Origin of the sequence: Streptomyces sp. SCUT-3 (genome assembly GCF_014083985.1) — a bacterium.
Classification (GTDB): domain Bacteria; phylum Actinomycetota; class Actinomycetes; order Streptomycetales; family Streptomycetaceae; genus Streptomyces_H; species Streptomyces_H thermolineatus.
In genome coordinates this window covers 1,291,436-1,305,828 of record NZ_CP046907.1, presented here as the reverse complement: position 1 = coordinate 1,305,828, position 14,393 = coordinate 1,291,436, and the positions used below count along the sequence as shown (strand labels likewise).

Below are 14,393 nucleotides of genomic sequence, written 5' to 3'. Positions count from 1 at the left end.
ACGGGGGCGCGCCCGGACCGGGACGCGCCGGGCGCGGGCACCGGCGCGCCCGCACCCCCGTGCCCGTACCCGCCGCCCGCCGCCCCCCGCCGTGCCCGCGGGCGTCAGGCCGGGCGCTGGAGGACGACGAGGCTGCGGTCGGCCAGGAACAGGCGGTCGCCTGCCCTGACCTTGCGCCCGCTGCCGGGGGGCACCCCCTCGGGCCGGCCGGTGTCCACGACCACCTGCCACTCCTTGCCGTGGTTGACCGGCACCACGAACCGCATCGGCTCGTGGTGGGCGTTGAACATCAGCAGGAAGGAGTCGTCGGTGATCTTCTCGCCGCGCGGGCCCGGCTCGGAGATGGCGTGGCCGTTGAGGAAGACCACCAGGGACTTGGCGTGGGCGGCCTGCCAGTCGCCGCGGGTCATCTCCGTGCCGTCGGGGGTGAACCAGGCGATGTCGGAGAGGTCGTCGTGGGTGCCTTCGACGGGGCGGCCGTGGAAGAAGCGGCGGCGGCGGAAGACCGGGTGGTCGCGGCGCAGCCACACCATCGTGCGGGTGAACTCGAGCATGGACTGCTCGGTCTCGTCGTCCGGCTTCGGCCAGTGCACCCAGGCCAGTTCGTTGTCCTGGCAGTAGGCGTTGTTGTTGCCGTTCTGCGTGCGGGCGAACTCGTCGCCGTGGCTGAGCATGGGGACGCCCTGGGAGAGCATCAGGGTGGCGATGAAGTTGCGCATCTGGCGGTTGCGCAGGGCCAGTACGTCGGGGTCGGCGCTCTTCCCCTCGACGCCGCAGTTCCAGGACCGGTTGTGGCTCTCGCCGTCGCGGTTGCCCTCGCCGTTGGCCTCGTTGTGCTTGTGGTTGTAGGAGACCAGGTCGTGCAGGGTGAAGCCGTCGTGGCAGGTGACGAAGTTGATGGAGGCCAGCGGGCGGCGGCCGTCGAGCTGGTAGAGGTCGGAGGAGCCGGTCAGGCGGGAGCCGAACTCGGCCAGGGTGGCCGGCTCGCCGCGCCACAGGTCGCGCACGGTGTCGCGGTAGGAGCCGTTCCACTCGGTCCACAGGGGAGGGAAGTTGCCGACCTGGTAGCCGCCCTCGCCGACGTCCCAGGGCTCGGCGATCAGCTTGACCTGGCTGACCACCGGGTCCTGCTGGACGAGGTCGAAGAACGACGACAGCCGGTCCACCTCGTGGAACTGGCGGGCCAGGGTCGCGGCGAGGTCGAAGCGGAAGCCGTCGACGTGCATGTCGGTGACCCAGTAGCGCAGCGAGTCCATGATCATCTGCAGCACGTGGGGGCTGCGCATGAGCAGCGAGTTCCCCGTGCCGGTGGTGTCCATGTAGTACCGCTGGTCCTCGGTCAGCCGGTAGTACGAGGGGTTGTCCAGGCCCCGGAAGGAGAGGGTGGGGCCGAGGTGGTTGCCCTCGGCGGTGTGGTTGTAGACCACGTCGAGGATGACCTCGATGCCGGCCCGGTGCAGGGCGCGCACCGCCGTCTTGAACTCCAGCACCTGCTGCCCGCGGTCGCCGAGCGATGAGTAGGCGTTGTGCGGGGCGAAGAAGCCGATGGTGTTGTAGCCCCAGTAGTTCGCCATGCCCGCGTCGACCAGCCGGTGGTCGTGGACGAACTGGTGGACCGGCATCAGCTCCAGCGCGGTGACGCCCAGTTCCACCAGGTGCTCGATGACCGCCGGGTGCGCCAGGGCCGCGTAGGTGCCGCGGATCTCCTTGGGCAGGCCCGGGTGCATCATCGTCAGGCCCTTGACGTGCGCCTCGTACAGGACGGTGCGGTGGTAGTCGGTGCGCGGGGGGCGGTCGTCGGCCCAGTCGAAGTAGGGGTTGACCACCACGGAGGTCATGGTGTGCGGCCCGGAGTCCAGGTCGTTGCGGCCCTCCGTGGCGTCGGCGGCGCCGGGCCGGCCGAACCGGTAGCCGTAGACGGCCTCGTGCCAGTCGATCCGGCCGCTCATCGCCTTGGCGTAGGGGTCCAGCAGTAACTTGGCCGGGTTGCAGCGCAGGCCCCGGGCGGGGTCGTAGGGCCCGTGCACCCGGAAGCCGTACCGCTGGCCGGGCATCACCCCGGGCAGGTAGGCGTGGCGCACGAAGGCGTCGGCCTCGCGCAGTTCCACGACCGTCTCGGAACCGTCGTCGTTGACCAGGCACAGCTCGATACGTTCGGCCACCTCCGAGAAGACCGCGAAGTTGGTCCCGGCGCCGTCGTACGTGGCGCCGAGCGGATATGCCTTCCCCGGCCAGATCTGCATGCTGTGTCTCTTCCCGTCATCCGGTGCCGGTGCTCCTGTCGGCCACCGGTTCCGGGAAAATCCTCGCCCAGCCCGGGGCGATCCGTGCGCTTTTCGCCCGTCTTCCGTCATCGGTGTCGCGCCGCGCGCCCCCGTGAGCCCCTCTCGTGCCCCACGCGACCCGCCCGCCCCGCCCGCCCCGTGCAACCCTCCCGGGCCCGGCCGCGTCCCCAAGGAGGGCAGGGGAGACGGGCCCGGAGAGGGCCGGCCCTGCCGGACGTACGACGGACACGGGGGAAGCAGTGGAACCACGGGGGGAACGCCGCCGCACGGTGCTGCGGCGCGCGGCGATCGGGGCGGGACTGGCGGTCACCTGCACCGCCGCGATGCTGGCGGTGACCGTGCCGCTGAACGCGGCGGGACAGGACGGGACGGCGGGCGCGGCGGGCACCGACCGGCCGGGACGGGCGGACGGACCCGGGCGGGCGGCGTCCGCGGACGGCGCGCCCGGCACGGACGGCGCGTCCCGAGCGGACGACGCGCCCGGCGTGGTGGAGGAGCCCGCCCCGCCCGCGGAGACCGGGACCGGGCGCGACGCCCTCACCCCGGACGAGATCGAGGCTGCCAGGGACCTCGCCCTGGCGCGCGACAGGGGACTGCGCACGGCCGCCGAGGACGTCCGCGGGAAGGACGGGGACGCCCAGTACCTCAGCACCGCCCTCGCCCGGCCCTCCGGGGACGGGGGCACCGGAGGGGACGGCCACCGCCGCGCCGAGGTCTACTTCTACGACTACTCCGACGACACGCTGGTGAAGAAGACCGTCGACCTGACGGACCACGAGGTCGTCGCCTCGGAGAGGAACGGGAACGCCCAGCCGCCGCCCTCGCGGGCCGAGGCGGCCGAGGCCGTCGACGTCCTGCTGGACAGCCCGCTCGGCGCGGGGCTGAAGGAGGACTACCGGGCCGCCACCGGCCGGACACTCGCCCGGGCCGCCCAGCTGGACACCCGCGGCCTGACCTACCGCGCGCCCGAGGGCGTGACCGGGCCGGCCGCGAAGTGCGGCGAGCACCGGTGCGTACGCCTTTTCACCCGGGTGGCGGACGGGCCGTGGATCGACGTGCGCCATCTGGTCGTCGACCTGAGCGCCCGCACCGCCCTGCGCCTGCCGTAGGGCGCCGCCCGGCACACCCGGCACACCCGGCACACCCGGCACACCCGGCACGCCCGGCACGCCCGGCACGCCCGGCACACCCGGCACACCCGGCACACCCGGTGTGCCCGGTGCCCCGCCGCACAGCCGCGGTGCACGACCGCGGCGCGCGGTCGTGGCGCGCGGACGCGGCGTCCGGCGCCGGTGCGCACCCCATCGTCTCCTCCCCGTCCGGGGATCCCAAGAAGCGGAGTCACCTCCCATGCACGCATCCGTGCGGCGCCTCGCCCTCCTCGCGGCACCGGCGCTCCTCGTCCTGACCACCGGCGCCTCCGCCGGGCCCGCGGCGCAGGCCGCCCCGGCCGCCCCGGAGCCGGCCCCGCCGTCCGCCACCGGCTGCAGCCCCGGGTCGGCGATCGCCAAGAAGCTCCCCAACGGCACCACGTGGCGGATGTGCTGGCACAACAGCCCCACCGCCGGCCTGGTCCTGGAGAACGTCTCCTACCAGCCCCGGCACGAGCGCAGGCCGATCAAGGTGCTCGCCGCGGCCCGCCTCGCGCAGATCAACGTGCCCTACGACAACGGCGCCCAGGAGTACAACGACATCACCTCGTTCTACTTCGGCAGCACGCCGGAGAGGCTGGCGCCCGCCGACTGCCCCGGCGGCACCGTCAAGAACATCAGGGTCGAGGGGCAGCGGCCCGTCCCGGCGCTGTGCGTGACCACGCAGCCGCGCGGGTTCGCCTACCACGGCAACAGCTCCGACATCGGCGAGGACCCCGGCCGCACCGACAGCGCCCAGGGCGACGACCTGGTCGTCTACGTGGTCAACTCGGTCGGCTACTACCACTACATCACCCAGTGGAACTTCTCCGACGACGGCACCGTCACGGCCAAGGAGGGCGCCACCGGCAACCTCTCGCCCGCCGACTACGACGCCGGCGACACCACCGGGATGCCGCTCGGCAAGGGCAACCGGGACAAGGCCACCAGCCACCACCACAACGTCTTCTGGCGGCTCGACTTCGACATCGACGGCTCCAGGAAGGCCAAGGTCGAGCAGTGGGACACCGAGCCGGACGGCCGCAGCGCCGACGGCGTGGCCCGGCTGAGGACCACCAGGAAGCGGCTGGTGAAGGAGACCGCCGGAGACGCCGCCCCCAGCCGCTGGTGGCGGGTGGTCAGCAACACCGGGAAGAACGCAGACGGCCACCCCCGCTCCTGGGAGATCGTCCAGCAGCACACCGACAAGTACTCGCCGCACGAGTACACCTCGCACGACGTCTACTTCACCCAGTACAAGGGGTGCGAGAAGTACGCCAGCGGAAACCGGGAGTTCGAGCCGAGGTGCGCCGACACCGTCGACCGGTTCGTCGACGGGCAGGAGCTGACCAGGCCCGTGGTGTGGGTCAACGTCGGCTTCCACCACATCGCCCGCGACGAGGACCAGGCGCCTATGCCCGTCCACTGGCAGGGTTTCCAGATCGCCCCGCGCGACGTCACCGCCATGAGCCCGATCACGCCCGACCACCTGCACGATCCGCGCTACAACGGCGAACCCCGCTGGGAGGAAGGACAGTAGGCTCATCGGGCTGCGCCGTCCGCCGCCGTCGCAGTAGTCTTCCTTGATCGTGGACGGGGGTCGAAAGGGCGGTGCGGTGGTGACCTCGGGAGGACTGGTGCTCCCCGGTGGCGGAGACCAGGGAGACCCCTACCCGAGCGGCGAGCCGACGGCCGCCGCCGTGGCCGTCGCCCGGCCCCCGGAGATCGGAGCGGAACTGGACTGGGGCACCGACGCGTGGACAGAGGTGCGCAGCCGCGCCCGGCGGGCCGGGCGGGCGTACGTCTGGCTGAACCTGGTCGAGCAGCGGCTGCGGGCCGTCGTGGCCGCCGTGCTGCGGCCGGTGTACGAGCCGGTGCACGGTGAGGAGTGGGTGGTCGCGGCGGCCGGCCCCGCGGGGCAGGAGTGGGTGCAGCGCGCCGCGGCCGTCCGCGAGGTCAGCCGGCGCAAGGGGTACCTGCTGGACCCGGCCGACGACAACGTCATCAGCTTCCTCACCCTCCCGCAGCTGCGCGAACTGGTCGTCCAGCACTGGCCCTGCTTCGACCCGTTCCTGGAGGACCGGCGCGAACTGGAGCTGGCGCTGGACGAGCTGGAGGTCGCCCGGCACGTCGTCTCGCGCAACCGGAACCTGTCCGGGACCGTGCTCGCGCAGGCCGAGCGGGCCGCCCAGCGGCTGCTGACCCTGCTGGGCACCGCCGGCGGCACGCCCTCCTCGGACCGGCTCGCGGTCGACGCGGTCGAGGAGCTGGTCGGCGACCGCTACGCCGACGTCGTCGCGGTCCACCCGGACCGGGTGCGGCTGCAGCGGCAGCTGCCGGTGGAGGACCTCTTCGGACGGTCGCGCCGCCTGGACGCCATCGGCATAGGGCTGAACCTGCTGGTGCAGAACTACTCCGGCCGGCGCCTGGTGCGGCTGGCCGAGTCCGGGGCCAGGGTCCGGCTGCTCTTCCTCAACCCGGCCAGCAGCGCCGTGCGCCGTCGCGAGCGCGAACTCGGCCTGGGCAGGGGGGAGCTGAGCCGGTCGGTGGAGATGAACATCATGCACATGCGCCGGGTCCGCTCCCGGGTCCACGACACCGGGGCGTTCGAGATCCGGGTCTTCGACGAGACCCCCCGCTTCACCGCCTACCTCGTCGACGGCGACGGCTCCGACGGACTGGCGGTCGTCCAGTCCTACCTGCGCCGCGCCCGCGGCATGGAGGCGCCGGTGCTGGTGCTGCGCGGCGGCCGGGGGCGGTCCCGGGACCTGGTGCACGGCGACAGCGGGGGCGAGCACGGGCTCTTCGACGTCTACCGCGAGGAGTTCGAGGGGTTCTGGGCCGACTCGCGCCCCGTGTCCTGACGCACCCCCGCCCCCGGGGCGGCTCCCGTCCCGGGGCCCGCCGGTGGGGAATCGTTCCGGCTGGTGCTCTCCGAGCACAGGTGCGAATGTCCCGGCGCCGCGTTGCGCCCATCGCGTGAATCCTGGGAACCGGCAGAACCAGTCGGCCCCTTGCGGGGTTGACAAGGGGTCCTGTCGTTTCCTCAGCTGCCGGGAGGCCGCCATGACCATGGCCCATCCATGGAACGACACCGTTTTCGTGCCTCTGGGGGACCTCGACGCCCTCCTGGGCACCTGCCCCGAGACCCTGCCCGCGGGCACGGTACCCCCCGGGGCGGCGCCGTCCGGGGAGGCGCCCGCCGGCACAGCGCCCTCCGGGCAGCAGGCGCCCTCCGGCCCCGTCCCGCAGACTGCGGGGGGAGGCTACTACCTCGCCCCGCCCGCCCCGCCCGCTCCGGCCGGCTCCGCGGCCCCCGCCGGCCCCGCCTCTCCGCCCGCCCCCGTGCCGGCCTCCGCGCCCGGCGGCGACGCGGCCCCGGCCGCACGGCCCGCCGCGAAGGACGGGGCGGCGCGCCGCAGGTCGCTGCTCGCCCCGCAGGACCAGCACCGGCTGGCGCTGCACTCGGCCCTGATCGCCGCCGGCATCCCGCCGATGCCCGGCGACGGGAGCGCGATCCGCGCCATCGCCGACCTCGAGCCGGACACCGTCCGGGCGATCCTGACCTGGATCGAGACGGCGGCGGGCCGCTGACCGCACGCCCGCGCCGGCCCCGACCGGCCCGGGCGGGGGCGGCGGCCCGGGCGGGGGCGGGGGCGGCGGCCCGGGCGGGGGCGGGGGCGGGGCGGGCCGGGAGGGCTCAGAACGGGTACCAGCGGACGGTGGGGTCGCCGTCGCGGAGGGAGGCCACCCGGCGGCGGAACTCCGCCCGGGCCCCGGGGTTCGCCGGGGCGTGCTGGGCGACCCAGGCGCAGCTGGCCGTCTCCCGGGCGCCGCGCAGCACCGCGCACCCCTCCCACTCGCGCACGTCCCAGCCGTAGGCGGCGGTGAACGCGTCGTACTCGGCGGCGGGGAGGCCGTAGCGGTCCCGGCTGAGGTCCAGGACCACCAGGTCGTGCTCGCGCAGGTCCAGGGAGAACGTCTCCAGGTCCACCAGCACGGGCCCGTCCGGGCCCACCAGGACGTTGCGCGGCAGCGCGTCCCCGTGGATCGGCCCGGGCGGCAGGTGCGGGGTCAGGGCGGCCGCGGCGGGGGCGAAGCCGTCGCGGCGCTCGCGCAGGAACCGGGCGTCCTCGGGGTCGATCGCGTCCCCGGCCAGCCGCAGCCAGCGCTCCACGCCGCCCAGCAGTTCCCGGCGGGGCAGGTCGAACGGCGGCGACGGCAGGGAGTGCACGAGGGCGAGCAGGGGGGCCAGGTCGGCCGGGCGGGCGGGGCGCACGGCTTCCGGCAGCCGCTTCCAGAAGGTGACGGGGTGGCCGTCCACCAAGTGGGCCGACGGGTCCGCCGGGCGCACCGAGGGCACGTCCCGGCCGGCCAGCCACTGCGAGACCCGCAGCTCGTGGCGGGCCCGGTCCAGCAGCTCCGCGCTGCGCCCGACCTTGGCCACCTGCCCGTCCGGCAGGGCGAACACCGCGTTCTCGCTGAACGCGACGAGCCTCGAGTCCGCCGCGGCGTCCGCGCCGCGCAGCGCGGCTAGGACCGAACGGGCCTGCGCCTCGGTGAAGGGCAGCACCGCCGTGCCCCGCTCCGTTCCTGCCACCCGCCACCTCCGTGGACCCCGCCGCCGTTCTTGCCCGGTCATTCTCGCACCCGGGCGGGCCGCACAGGGAAAGAGCCGGGCGCGGGGAATTGCGGGGGGACGGGGGAGGGCAGCAGGGAAAAGGGGCCGCCGCGGTGCGGAAAAAGACGCGGAAACGGCACGGACGCCTGGGAATTCCGTGGACCCTTGTTGATCACAAGACCTCTGACGAGGGAAGAAGGTTGTATGGCCGGCATCTTGCTTTTCAGTGAACGGAATTCCTAGCGTGGCGTGAAACGCCGTTCCATGCAGGAAAGTTGACCATGCTGCACGACATACCCCCGCTCGCCGAGGTCCGCCGCGTCACCGAGAAGAAAAGGGACGCGTGGTGGACCGTGCTCCTCGTGGACCCGGTGGCCACTCCACTGGTCCGCTTCACGGCCCGGCGGGCCCGCTGGGTCACCCCCAACGGCATCACCTGGGCCGCGCTGGTCCTGGGGCTGGGCGCGGCGGCCTGCTTCGCGCAGGGGGACTGGCGGTGGCTGCTGGCCGGGGCCGCGCTGTACCACGTCAGCTTCGTGCTGGACTGCATGGACGGAAAGCTCGCCCGCCTGACCGGCACCGGGTCCGTCTTCGGCGCGTGGCTGGACTACGTGTTCGACCGCGTGCGGGTGCTGTTCTGCGCCGTCGCCCTGATGGGCGGCCAGTACGTCCGGACCGGGGACGTCCTCTACGTGTGGCTGGCGCTCGCCGTCGTCTTCCTCGACATGCTGCGCTACGTCGACGCCCTGCAGATCTTCAAGATCCGGCACGGCATGCGCAAGCAGATCAAGGCCCGCGCCCGGCAGGCGCGCCGGGCCGGGGCCGAGCGGGAGGTCGCCTTCATGGAGGACCTGCTCCGCGACAACCCCGAGGCCGAAACCGAGGTCGGCACCCGGGCCGACGCCGATGCCGCCGGTGCCGACGCCGCCGGTGTCGTGGCCGTGCCCGTGGCCGGTGCCGCGGCCGACGGCGGGCCGGAGGAGGCCGGCCTGCCCGGTGCGGCCGTCGCCCCGGTGCCGACCGGCGTCGTCGACCTGCACCAGGAGTTCCGCAGCCGCTTCCCCTGGTACGCCCGGTTCCGCACCTTCCTGCTGCGCCGCCGCATCCGCACCCACCTGGTGAGCGGCATCGAGTTCCAGATGGCCGTCTTCATCGTCGGCCCCGCGGTCGGCGCGCTCGTCCCCGTCACCGTCGGCGCGGCCGTCCTGCTGCTGGTCTTCGAGCTCGCCATCATCTACAAGCTGCTGCTCTCCACCAGGGACTTCGCCCGGACCCTCGCCTCCTTCGACGCGCAGGAGAAGGAGGAGCGCCCGGAGCTGCCCGCCGCGGCGTGATCCCCCCGGCCGCCCGGTGCGGCACGCGGACCGGGTGCCGTTCGGCGGCGCCCGGTCCGCTTCCGCGACCGACGGTCACCGGCCGGTCACCGCATTGCCCCAGAAGTGACTCCGCATTCACTCCCCGTTCACCCCGGAGAGGCTCGCCGCCGACCGTCCGCGACTACCGTCCGAACCGATCACCACCACGGTTCCAGGAGGAAAACGTGCGACCAGGTTCCGGCGAAGGCCGCAGGACGCTCCCGCTGCTCACCACCCACGTCGGCGGGCGTTCGGCACTGACCTGCCGTTTCAAGTGCGGTGACGCCTGTGCCCACGAGGCACCCAACACCACGGCCAACGCCTACTTCGGCGACGTCGTCTCCGACGCCCTGTCGCGCCGCTCCGTCCTCCGAGCCGGCGCCGTCGTCACCCTGGCGGCCGCGGGCACCGCGGCGGTCACGGGCGGCCCGACGGACGCCGCCGCCGCGCCGGCCGGGCCGTCCGCCGCGGGCGGGGCCGCCGGCGCCGGCGCGGCCGCCGACGGCGCCCGGGGCCTGCGCTTCGCACCCGTCGCCCCCAACACCGCCGACGCGGTGACGGTCCCGGCCGGCTACGAGCAGAACGTCGTCGTCCGCTGGGGCGACCCGATCCTGCGCGGCGCCCCCGCCTTCGACCCGGACAGGCAGACCGCCGCCGCCCAGGCCGGCCAGTTCGGCTACAACAACGACTTCCTCCACCTGTTCGACCTGCGGGGCGAGCGGGGCCGCAAGGTGCTCGTGGCCAACCACGAGTACACCGACGAGGTCCTGATGTTCCGCGGCTACGACGCCGCCGCCCCCACCCGCGAGCAGGTCGAGATCGCCTGGGCGGCCCACGGCCTGTCCGTCGTCGTGGTCGCCGAGGACGACCGCTCCGGCGCCCTGACCCCGGTCGTCCGGCACCGGCTCAACCGCCGGATCACCGCCACCACCCCGTTCGAGGTGACCGGCCCGGCCGCCGGCAGCGAGCTGCTGCGCACCACCGCCGACCCGTCCGGCCGCACCGTGCTGGGCACCCTCAACAACTGCGCCGGCGGCACCACCCCGTGGGGCACCGTGCTGTCCGGCGAGGAGAACGTCAACCAGTACTTCGCCAACGCCGCCTCGGTCGCCGACGCCACGACGCGGGACCGCCTGGCCCGCTACGGCTTCACCAAGGGCGCCTCCGACCGCAAGTGGGAGCGGTTCGACGACCGCTTCGACCTGGTCAAGGAGCCCAACGAGGCCAACCGCTTCGGCTGGGTCGTCGAGCTCGACCCGATGGACCCCGACGCCGCGCCCCGCAAGCGCACCGCGCTCGGCCGCTTCAAGCACGAGGCCGCCCAGCCGCGCCTGGACCGCCACGGCCGCCCCGTCGTCTACATGGGCGACGACGAGCGCTTCGAGTACCTGTACAAGTTCGTGGCGTCGAAGCCGATGATGCACGGCCGCAGCCGGGCCGCCCACGAGCACAACATGGGGCTGCTCGACGAGGGCACCCTGTACGTCGCCCGGTTCACCGGCAACAGCCCGGCCGGGCAGATCGACGGCACCGGCACCCTGCCCGAGGACGGCGAGTTCGACGGCACCGGCGAGTGGATCCCGCTGGCCTCCGGCGACCACTCCTTCGTCAAGGGCATGACCGCCGAGGAGGTGTACGTCTTCACCCGCCTGGCCGCGGACAAGGCCGGCGCCACGAAGATGGACCGCCCCGAGGACGTCGAGCCCAGCCCGCGCACCGGCCGCGTCTACGTCGCCCTGACCAACAACTCCAACCGCGGCAAGGCGGGTTACGCCGCCGCCGACGAGGCCAACCCGCGCAACATCAACAAGCACGGCCAGGTGCTGGAGCTGATGGAGGCGCACGACGACCCGCGGGCGCGGCGCTTCGACTGGCGGCTGTTCCTGGTCTGCGGCGACCCGGAGGACCCGTCCACCTACTTCGGCGGGTTCGACAAGGAGAAGGTCAGCCCGATCTCCTGCCCGGACAACGTGGCCTTCGACCCGCACGGCAACCTGTGGATCTCCACCGACGGCAACGCGCTGGGCAACCACGACGGCCTGTTCGGCGTCGCGGTCACCGGCCGCAACCGGGGCCAGGTCAAGCAGTTCCTCACGGTGCCGGTCGGCGCCGAGACCTGCGGCCCGGTCATCCGGGAGGACCGCGTCCTGGTCGCCGTCCAGCACCCCGGCGAGGTCGACGGCGCCGACGCCGCCAACCCGGCCTCGGCCTGGCCCGACGGGCCCGGCCGCATGCCCCGCCCGGCCGTGGTGAACGTCTGGCGCGCCGACGGCCGTCCGATCGGCGTCTGACGCCGTCCCGGGCGGACCGGGGTGCCGAAACGCAGAAAACCTGCCCGCCTTGCCGGTTTTCCTCTGCGGTTCGCCACGCCGGTCCGCCCGCCCCGCAGGCAGTGCCGCGATCAGGCGGCGTGGGGGAGGGGGGTGGCCGTGCGGGCGGCGTCGTAGCGGCGCAGCAGGAGGGCGGCGAGTTCCGGGGCGTCGCCCAGGACGCCGGCGACCGCGTCCGCGCCGGCCTCGCGGGCCCCGCGCAGGATCCGGTCGGGCAGGAAGCCGGGGGCGATCACGTACGGCGCCACGGCCACCCGCCGCACGCCGCCCGCGCGCAGGGCCCGCACCGCGTCCTCGGTGCGCGGGCCGCGGGCGGAGGCGAACGCGGGGACCACGGCGCACCAACCGGTGTGCCGCCACTCCCGCGCGACTTGTGCGATCACCGCGCCCGCCTCCGGATCGGTGGAGCCCGCCGAGGCCAGGACGACCCCGGTCGGGCCGTCGCCGGGGCGCACCCCGGCCTCGGCCAGCCGCCGCTCCAGCGCGGCGGTCAGCAGCGGGTCGGGGCCCAGCACCCCGGCCCGGCGGACCGTCATCCACGGGTGCCGCGCGGTGTACTCGCGCAGCACCCCGGGGATGTCGGTCTTGGCGTGGAAGGCCCGGGTGAGCAGCAGCGGCAGCGCGACGACGTCGCGCTGCCCGCGGGCGGCCAGCCGGTCCAGCGCCCCGGGCACGTCCGGGGCGTCGAAGTCCAGGTGCCCGACCTCGACCGTCAGGCCCGGGCGGGACCGGCGCACCCGCCGGGCCAGTGCGGCCACCGTCGCGGCGTGCCGCGGGTCCCGGCTGCCGTGGGCGACCACGAGCAGCGCGGGCCCGGGGCCCGGGGGGACGCGGCCGGGGGAGGCGGCTTCGAGGGGGACGCGGGAGGTGTGCACGGCGGTCAGCCCCTCGCCAGCAGGCCGCGGCCGCGCAGCACGCGGCGCTCCAGGGGGGCGAAGACCAGCAGTTCGATGCCGATGCCCACGACCAGGATGAGCGAGATCGCGCCCAGGACCAGCGACATGTCCTGCAGGACCCGGGCGTTCTCCAGCAGCTGGCCCAGGCCGGTGCCCAGGTCGGGGGAGACGGCGATCAGCTCGGCCGCCATCAGCGAGCGCCAGGAGAACGCCCAGCCCTGCTTGAGCCCCGACAGGTAGCCCGGCAGGGCGGCCGGCAGCAGGACGTGCCGCACGCCGCGCAGCCCGGTCGCGCCCAGGGTGCGGCCGGCCCTCAGGTACAGCGGGGGCACCCGGTCGACGCCGCCCACCAGGCCGTTGGCGATCGAGGGCACGGCGCCCAGCAGCACGACCGCGTAGATCGTGGCGTCGGTGAGGCCGAACCAGATGATCGCGGCCGGCACCCAGGCCACCGACGGCAGCGACTGCAGGCCGGACAGGACCGGGCCGATCGCCGCCCGCACGAACCCCACCCGGGCGACCAGCAGGCCCAGCGGGGTGCCGATGGCCAGAGAGGCGGCGAAGCCGAGCGCGCCGCGCGAGACGCTGTTCCAGACGGTGCCCAGGATGGTGCCCCGGTACCACTCCTCGGCCAGGGCGTTCCAGACGTCGAGCGGCCCGGGCAGCATGTAGTCCGGCTTGAGGTCGGCCTGTGCGGCCAGCTGCCAGGCGGCGAGCACCAGCAGCACGGCGGCCACCGGCGGCAGCACCTTGGTGCGCAGCACCCGGCCGGCCGGGGTGCGCTGCGCGGCCGGGGTCTCCAGTGCGTCCAGGCCCGCCTCCAGGCCTGCCAGGCCGTCGGCGGCCCGGTCCCCCCCGCCGGGGACGGGGCGCTCCGGCCCGTCCCCGCCCGGGGCGGAGGGGCCTGTCGCGGTGGTGGTCTCAGTGCTGGCCATGTCGGCGGATCTCCCCCCGCAGCTGCTCGGTGATCTCGACGGACAGGTCGGCCACGGCGGCATCCTCGATGCGCCTCGGCTGCGGAATGCCGACCTGCCACTGGCGGGCGATGCGCCCCGGGCGCGAGGACAGCAGCACCACGCGCTGCGCCAGGCGCACGGCCTCGCGCACGTTGTGGGTGACGAACAGCACGGACACGTCCCCGGTGGCCTGCCAGATGCGGGTCAGCTCCTCGTGGAGGACGTCGCGGGTGATGGCGTCGAGCGCGGCGAACGGCTCGTCCATCAGCAGCACGCTGCTCTTCTGCGCCAGCGCCCGGGCCATGGCCACGCGCTGCCGCATGCCGCCGGACAGCTCGTGCACCCGCTTGCCGTACGCCCCCCGCAGGCGGACGAGTTCGAGGAGGCGCTCGGCCTCCTCGCGCCGCTCGCCGCGCGGCACGCCGCGCAGGCGCAGCGCCAGCTCGACGTTCTTCCCGGCGGTGAGCCAGGGGAAGAGCGCGTGCTCCTGGAACATCAGCGCCGGGCGGCGGTCGCCGGCCACCCGGATCTCCCCGGAGGAGGGGGCGTCCAGCCCGGCGACGAGGTTGAGCAGGGTGGACTTGCCGCAGCCGGAGGCGCCCAGCAGGCAGACGAACTCGCCGGGGGCGACGTCGAGGCTGATGTCGTCCAGCACGGTCTGCCCGTGGCCGGGCCGCCCGAAGGACTTGGAGACGTGGCTCAGCCGGACGGCGGGGGTGCCCGCGTCCGCGCCGTTCGCGGCGTCGTTCGCGGCGTCGTTCGCGGCGTCGTTCGCGGTCGGGTTGTCGGTCAGCGCGGTCGCCATCCGGCCACCTCCTCG

At 74.4% G+C, this 14,393-nt stretch carries 11 protein-coding genes; 6 read left to right on the top strand and 5 right to left on the bottom strand.

The window, feature by feature from the left end:
- Nucleotides 1–104: 104 nt before the first annotated feature.
- A complete protein-coding gene (glgX, locus tag GQS52_RS05680; protein WP_182311960.1) occupies nt 105–2,243 on the bottom strand; it encodes a glycogen debranching protein GlgX in 2,139 nt (712 codons plus the stop codon).
- 281 nt (nt 2,244–2,524) lie between these two features.
- On the opposite strand from glgX, the gene GQS52_RS05675 reads away from it, so the two are divergent.
- From GQS52_RS05675 to GQS52_RS05660, 4 genes are all read left to right on the top strand, one after another.
- Nucleotides 2,525–3,394 (top strand): hypothetical protein, encoded by an 870-nt coding sequence (locus GQS52_RS05675; protein ID WP_259370613.1) that lies wholly within the window; start codon nt 2,525–2,527, stop codon nt 3,392–3,394.
- A gap of 241 nt (nt 3,395–3,635) precedes the next feature.
- A complete protein-coding gene (locus GQS52_RS05670) occupies nt 3,636–4,955 on the top strand; it encodes a copper amine oxidase (protein ID WP_182311959.1) in 1,320 nt (439 codons plus the stop codon).
- Between the two features lie 49 nt (nt 4,956–5,004).
- The gene (locus GQS52_RS05665) at nt 5,005–6,279 is read left to right on the top strand and encodes an SAV2148 family HEPN domain-containing protein (RefSeq protein ID WP_259370612.1); all 1,275 of its coding nucleotides are present in this window, start codon (nt 5,005–5,007) and stop codon (nt 6,277–6,279) included.
- A 202-nt stretch (nt 6,280–6,481) separates the two neighbouring features.
- On the top strand, nt 6,482–7,009 hold the full coding sequence (locus GQS52_RS05660; protein WP_182311958.1) for a hypothetical protein: 528 nt from the start codon (nt 6,482–6,484) through the stop codon (nt 7,007–7,009).
- Between the two features lie 106 nt (nt 7,010–7,115).
- On the opposite strand, the gene GQS52_RS05655 is transcribed toward GQS52_RS05660, so the two are convergent.
- Complete coding sequence (locus GQS52_RS05655; RefSeq protein WP_259370611.1) at nt 7,116–8,015, bottom strand: aminoglycoside phosphotransferase family protein; 900 nt, start codon at nt 8,013–8,015, stop codon at nt 7,116–7,118.
- 302 nt (nt 8,016–8,317) lie between these two features.
- On the opposite strand from GQS52_RS05655, the gene GQS52_RS05650 reads away from it, so the two are divergent.
- Both GQS52_RS05650 and GQS52_RS05645 read left to right on the top strand, forming a co-directional pair.
- Nucleotides 8,318–9,370 (top strand): CDP-alcohol phosphatidyltransferase family protein, encoded by a 1,053-nt coding sequence (locus GQS52_RS05650; protein ID WP_182311956.1) that lies wholly within the window; start codon nt 8,318–8,320, stop codon nt 9,368–9,370.
- A gap of 206 nt (nt 9,371–9,576) precedes the next feature.
- Nucleotides 9,577–11,682 carry a PhoX family phosphatase gene (locus tag GQS52_RS05645; protein WP_182311955.1) on the top strand — a complete coding sequence of 702 codons (2,106 nt, stop codon included), beginning with the start codon at nt 9,577–9,579 and terminating at the stop codon, nt 11,680–11,682.
- Nucleotides 11,683–11,792: 110 nt separating this feature from the next.
- On the opposite strand, the gene GQS52_RS05640 is transcribed toward GQS52_RS05645, so the two are convergent.
- The 3 genes from GQS52_RS05640 to GQS52_RS05630 all read right to left on the bottom strand — a co-directional run bounded on the left by GQS52_RS05640 (nt 11,793) and on the right by GQS52_RS05630 (nt 14,378).
- Nucleotides 11,793–12,527 (bottom strand): sirohydrochlorin chelatase, encoded by a 735-nt coding sequence (locus GQS52_RS05640; protein ID WP_259371047.1) that lies wholly within the window; start codon nt 12,525–12,527, stop codon nt 11,793–11,795.
- A 74-nt stretch (nt 12,528–12,601) separates the two neighbouring features.
- A complete protein-coding gene (locus GQS52_RS05635) occupies nt 12,602–13,552 on the bottom strand; it encodes an ABC transporter permease (protein ID WP_182311953.1) in 951 nt (316 codons plus the stop codon).
- Nucleotides 13,539–14,378 (bottom strand): ABC transporter ATP-binding protein, encoded by an 840-nt coding sequence (locus GQS52_RS05630; RefSeq protein WP_182311952.1) that lies wholly within the window; start codon nt 14,376–14,378, stop codon nt 13,539–13,541. Before GQS52_RS05630 ends, GQS52_RS05635 begins: the two co-directional genes overlap by 14 nt.
- Between the last annotated feature and the right edge of the window lie 15 nt (nt 14,379–14,393).

Bases quoted from the DNA above. Each gene is read 5' to 3' on its own strand.
- glgX (WP_182311960.1), bottom strand. From the start codon at position 2,243: ATGCAGATCTGGCCGGGGAAGGCATATCCGCTCGGCGCCACGTACGAC.
- GQS52_RS05670 (WP_182311959.1), top strand. From the start codon at position 3,636: ATGCACGCATCCGTGCGGCGCCTCGCCCTCCTCGCGGCACCGGCGCTC.
- GQS52_RS05660 (WP_182311958.1), top strand. From the start codon at position 6,482: ATGACCATGGCCCATCCATGGAACGACACCGTTTTCGTGCCTCTGGGG.
- GQS52_RS05650 (WP_182311956.1), top strand. From the start codon at position 8,318: ATGCTGCACGACATACCCCCGCTCGCCGAGGTCCGCCGCGTCACCGAG.
- GQS52_RS05635 (WP_182311953.1), bottom strand. From the start codon at position 13,552: ATGGCCAGCACTGAGACCACCACCGCGACAGGCCCCTCCGCCCCGGGC.
- GQS52_RS05630 (WP_182311952.1), bottom strand. From the start codon at position 14,378: ATGGCGACCGCGCTGACCGACAACCCGACCGCGAACGACGCCGCGAAC.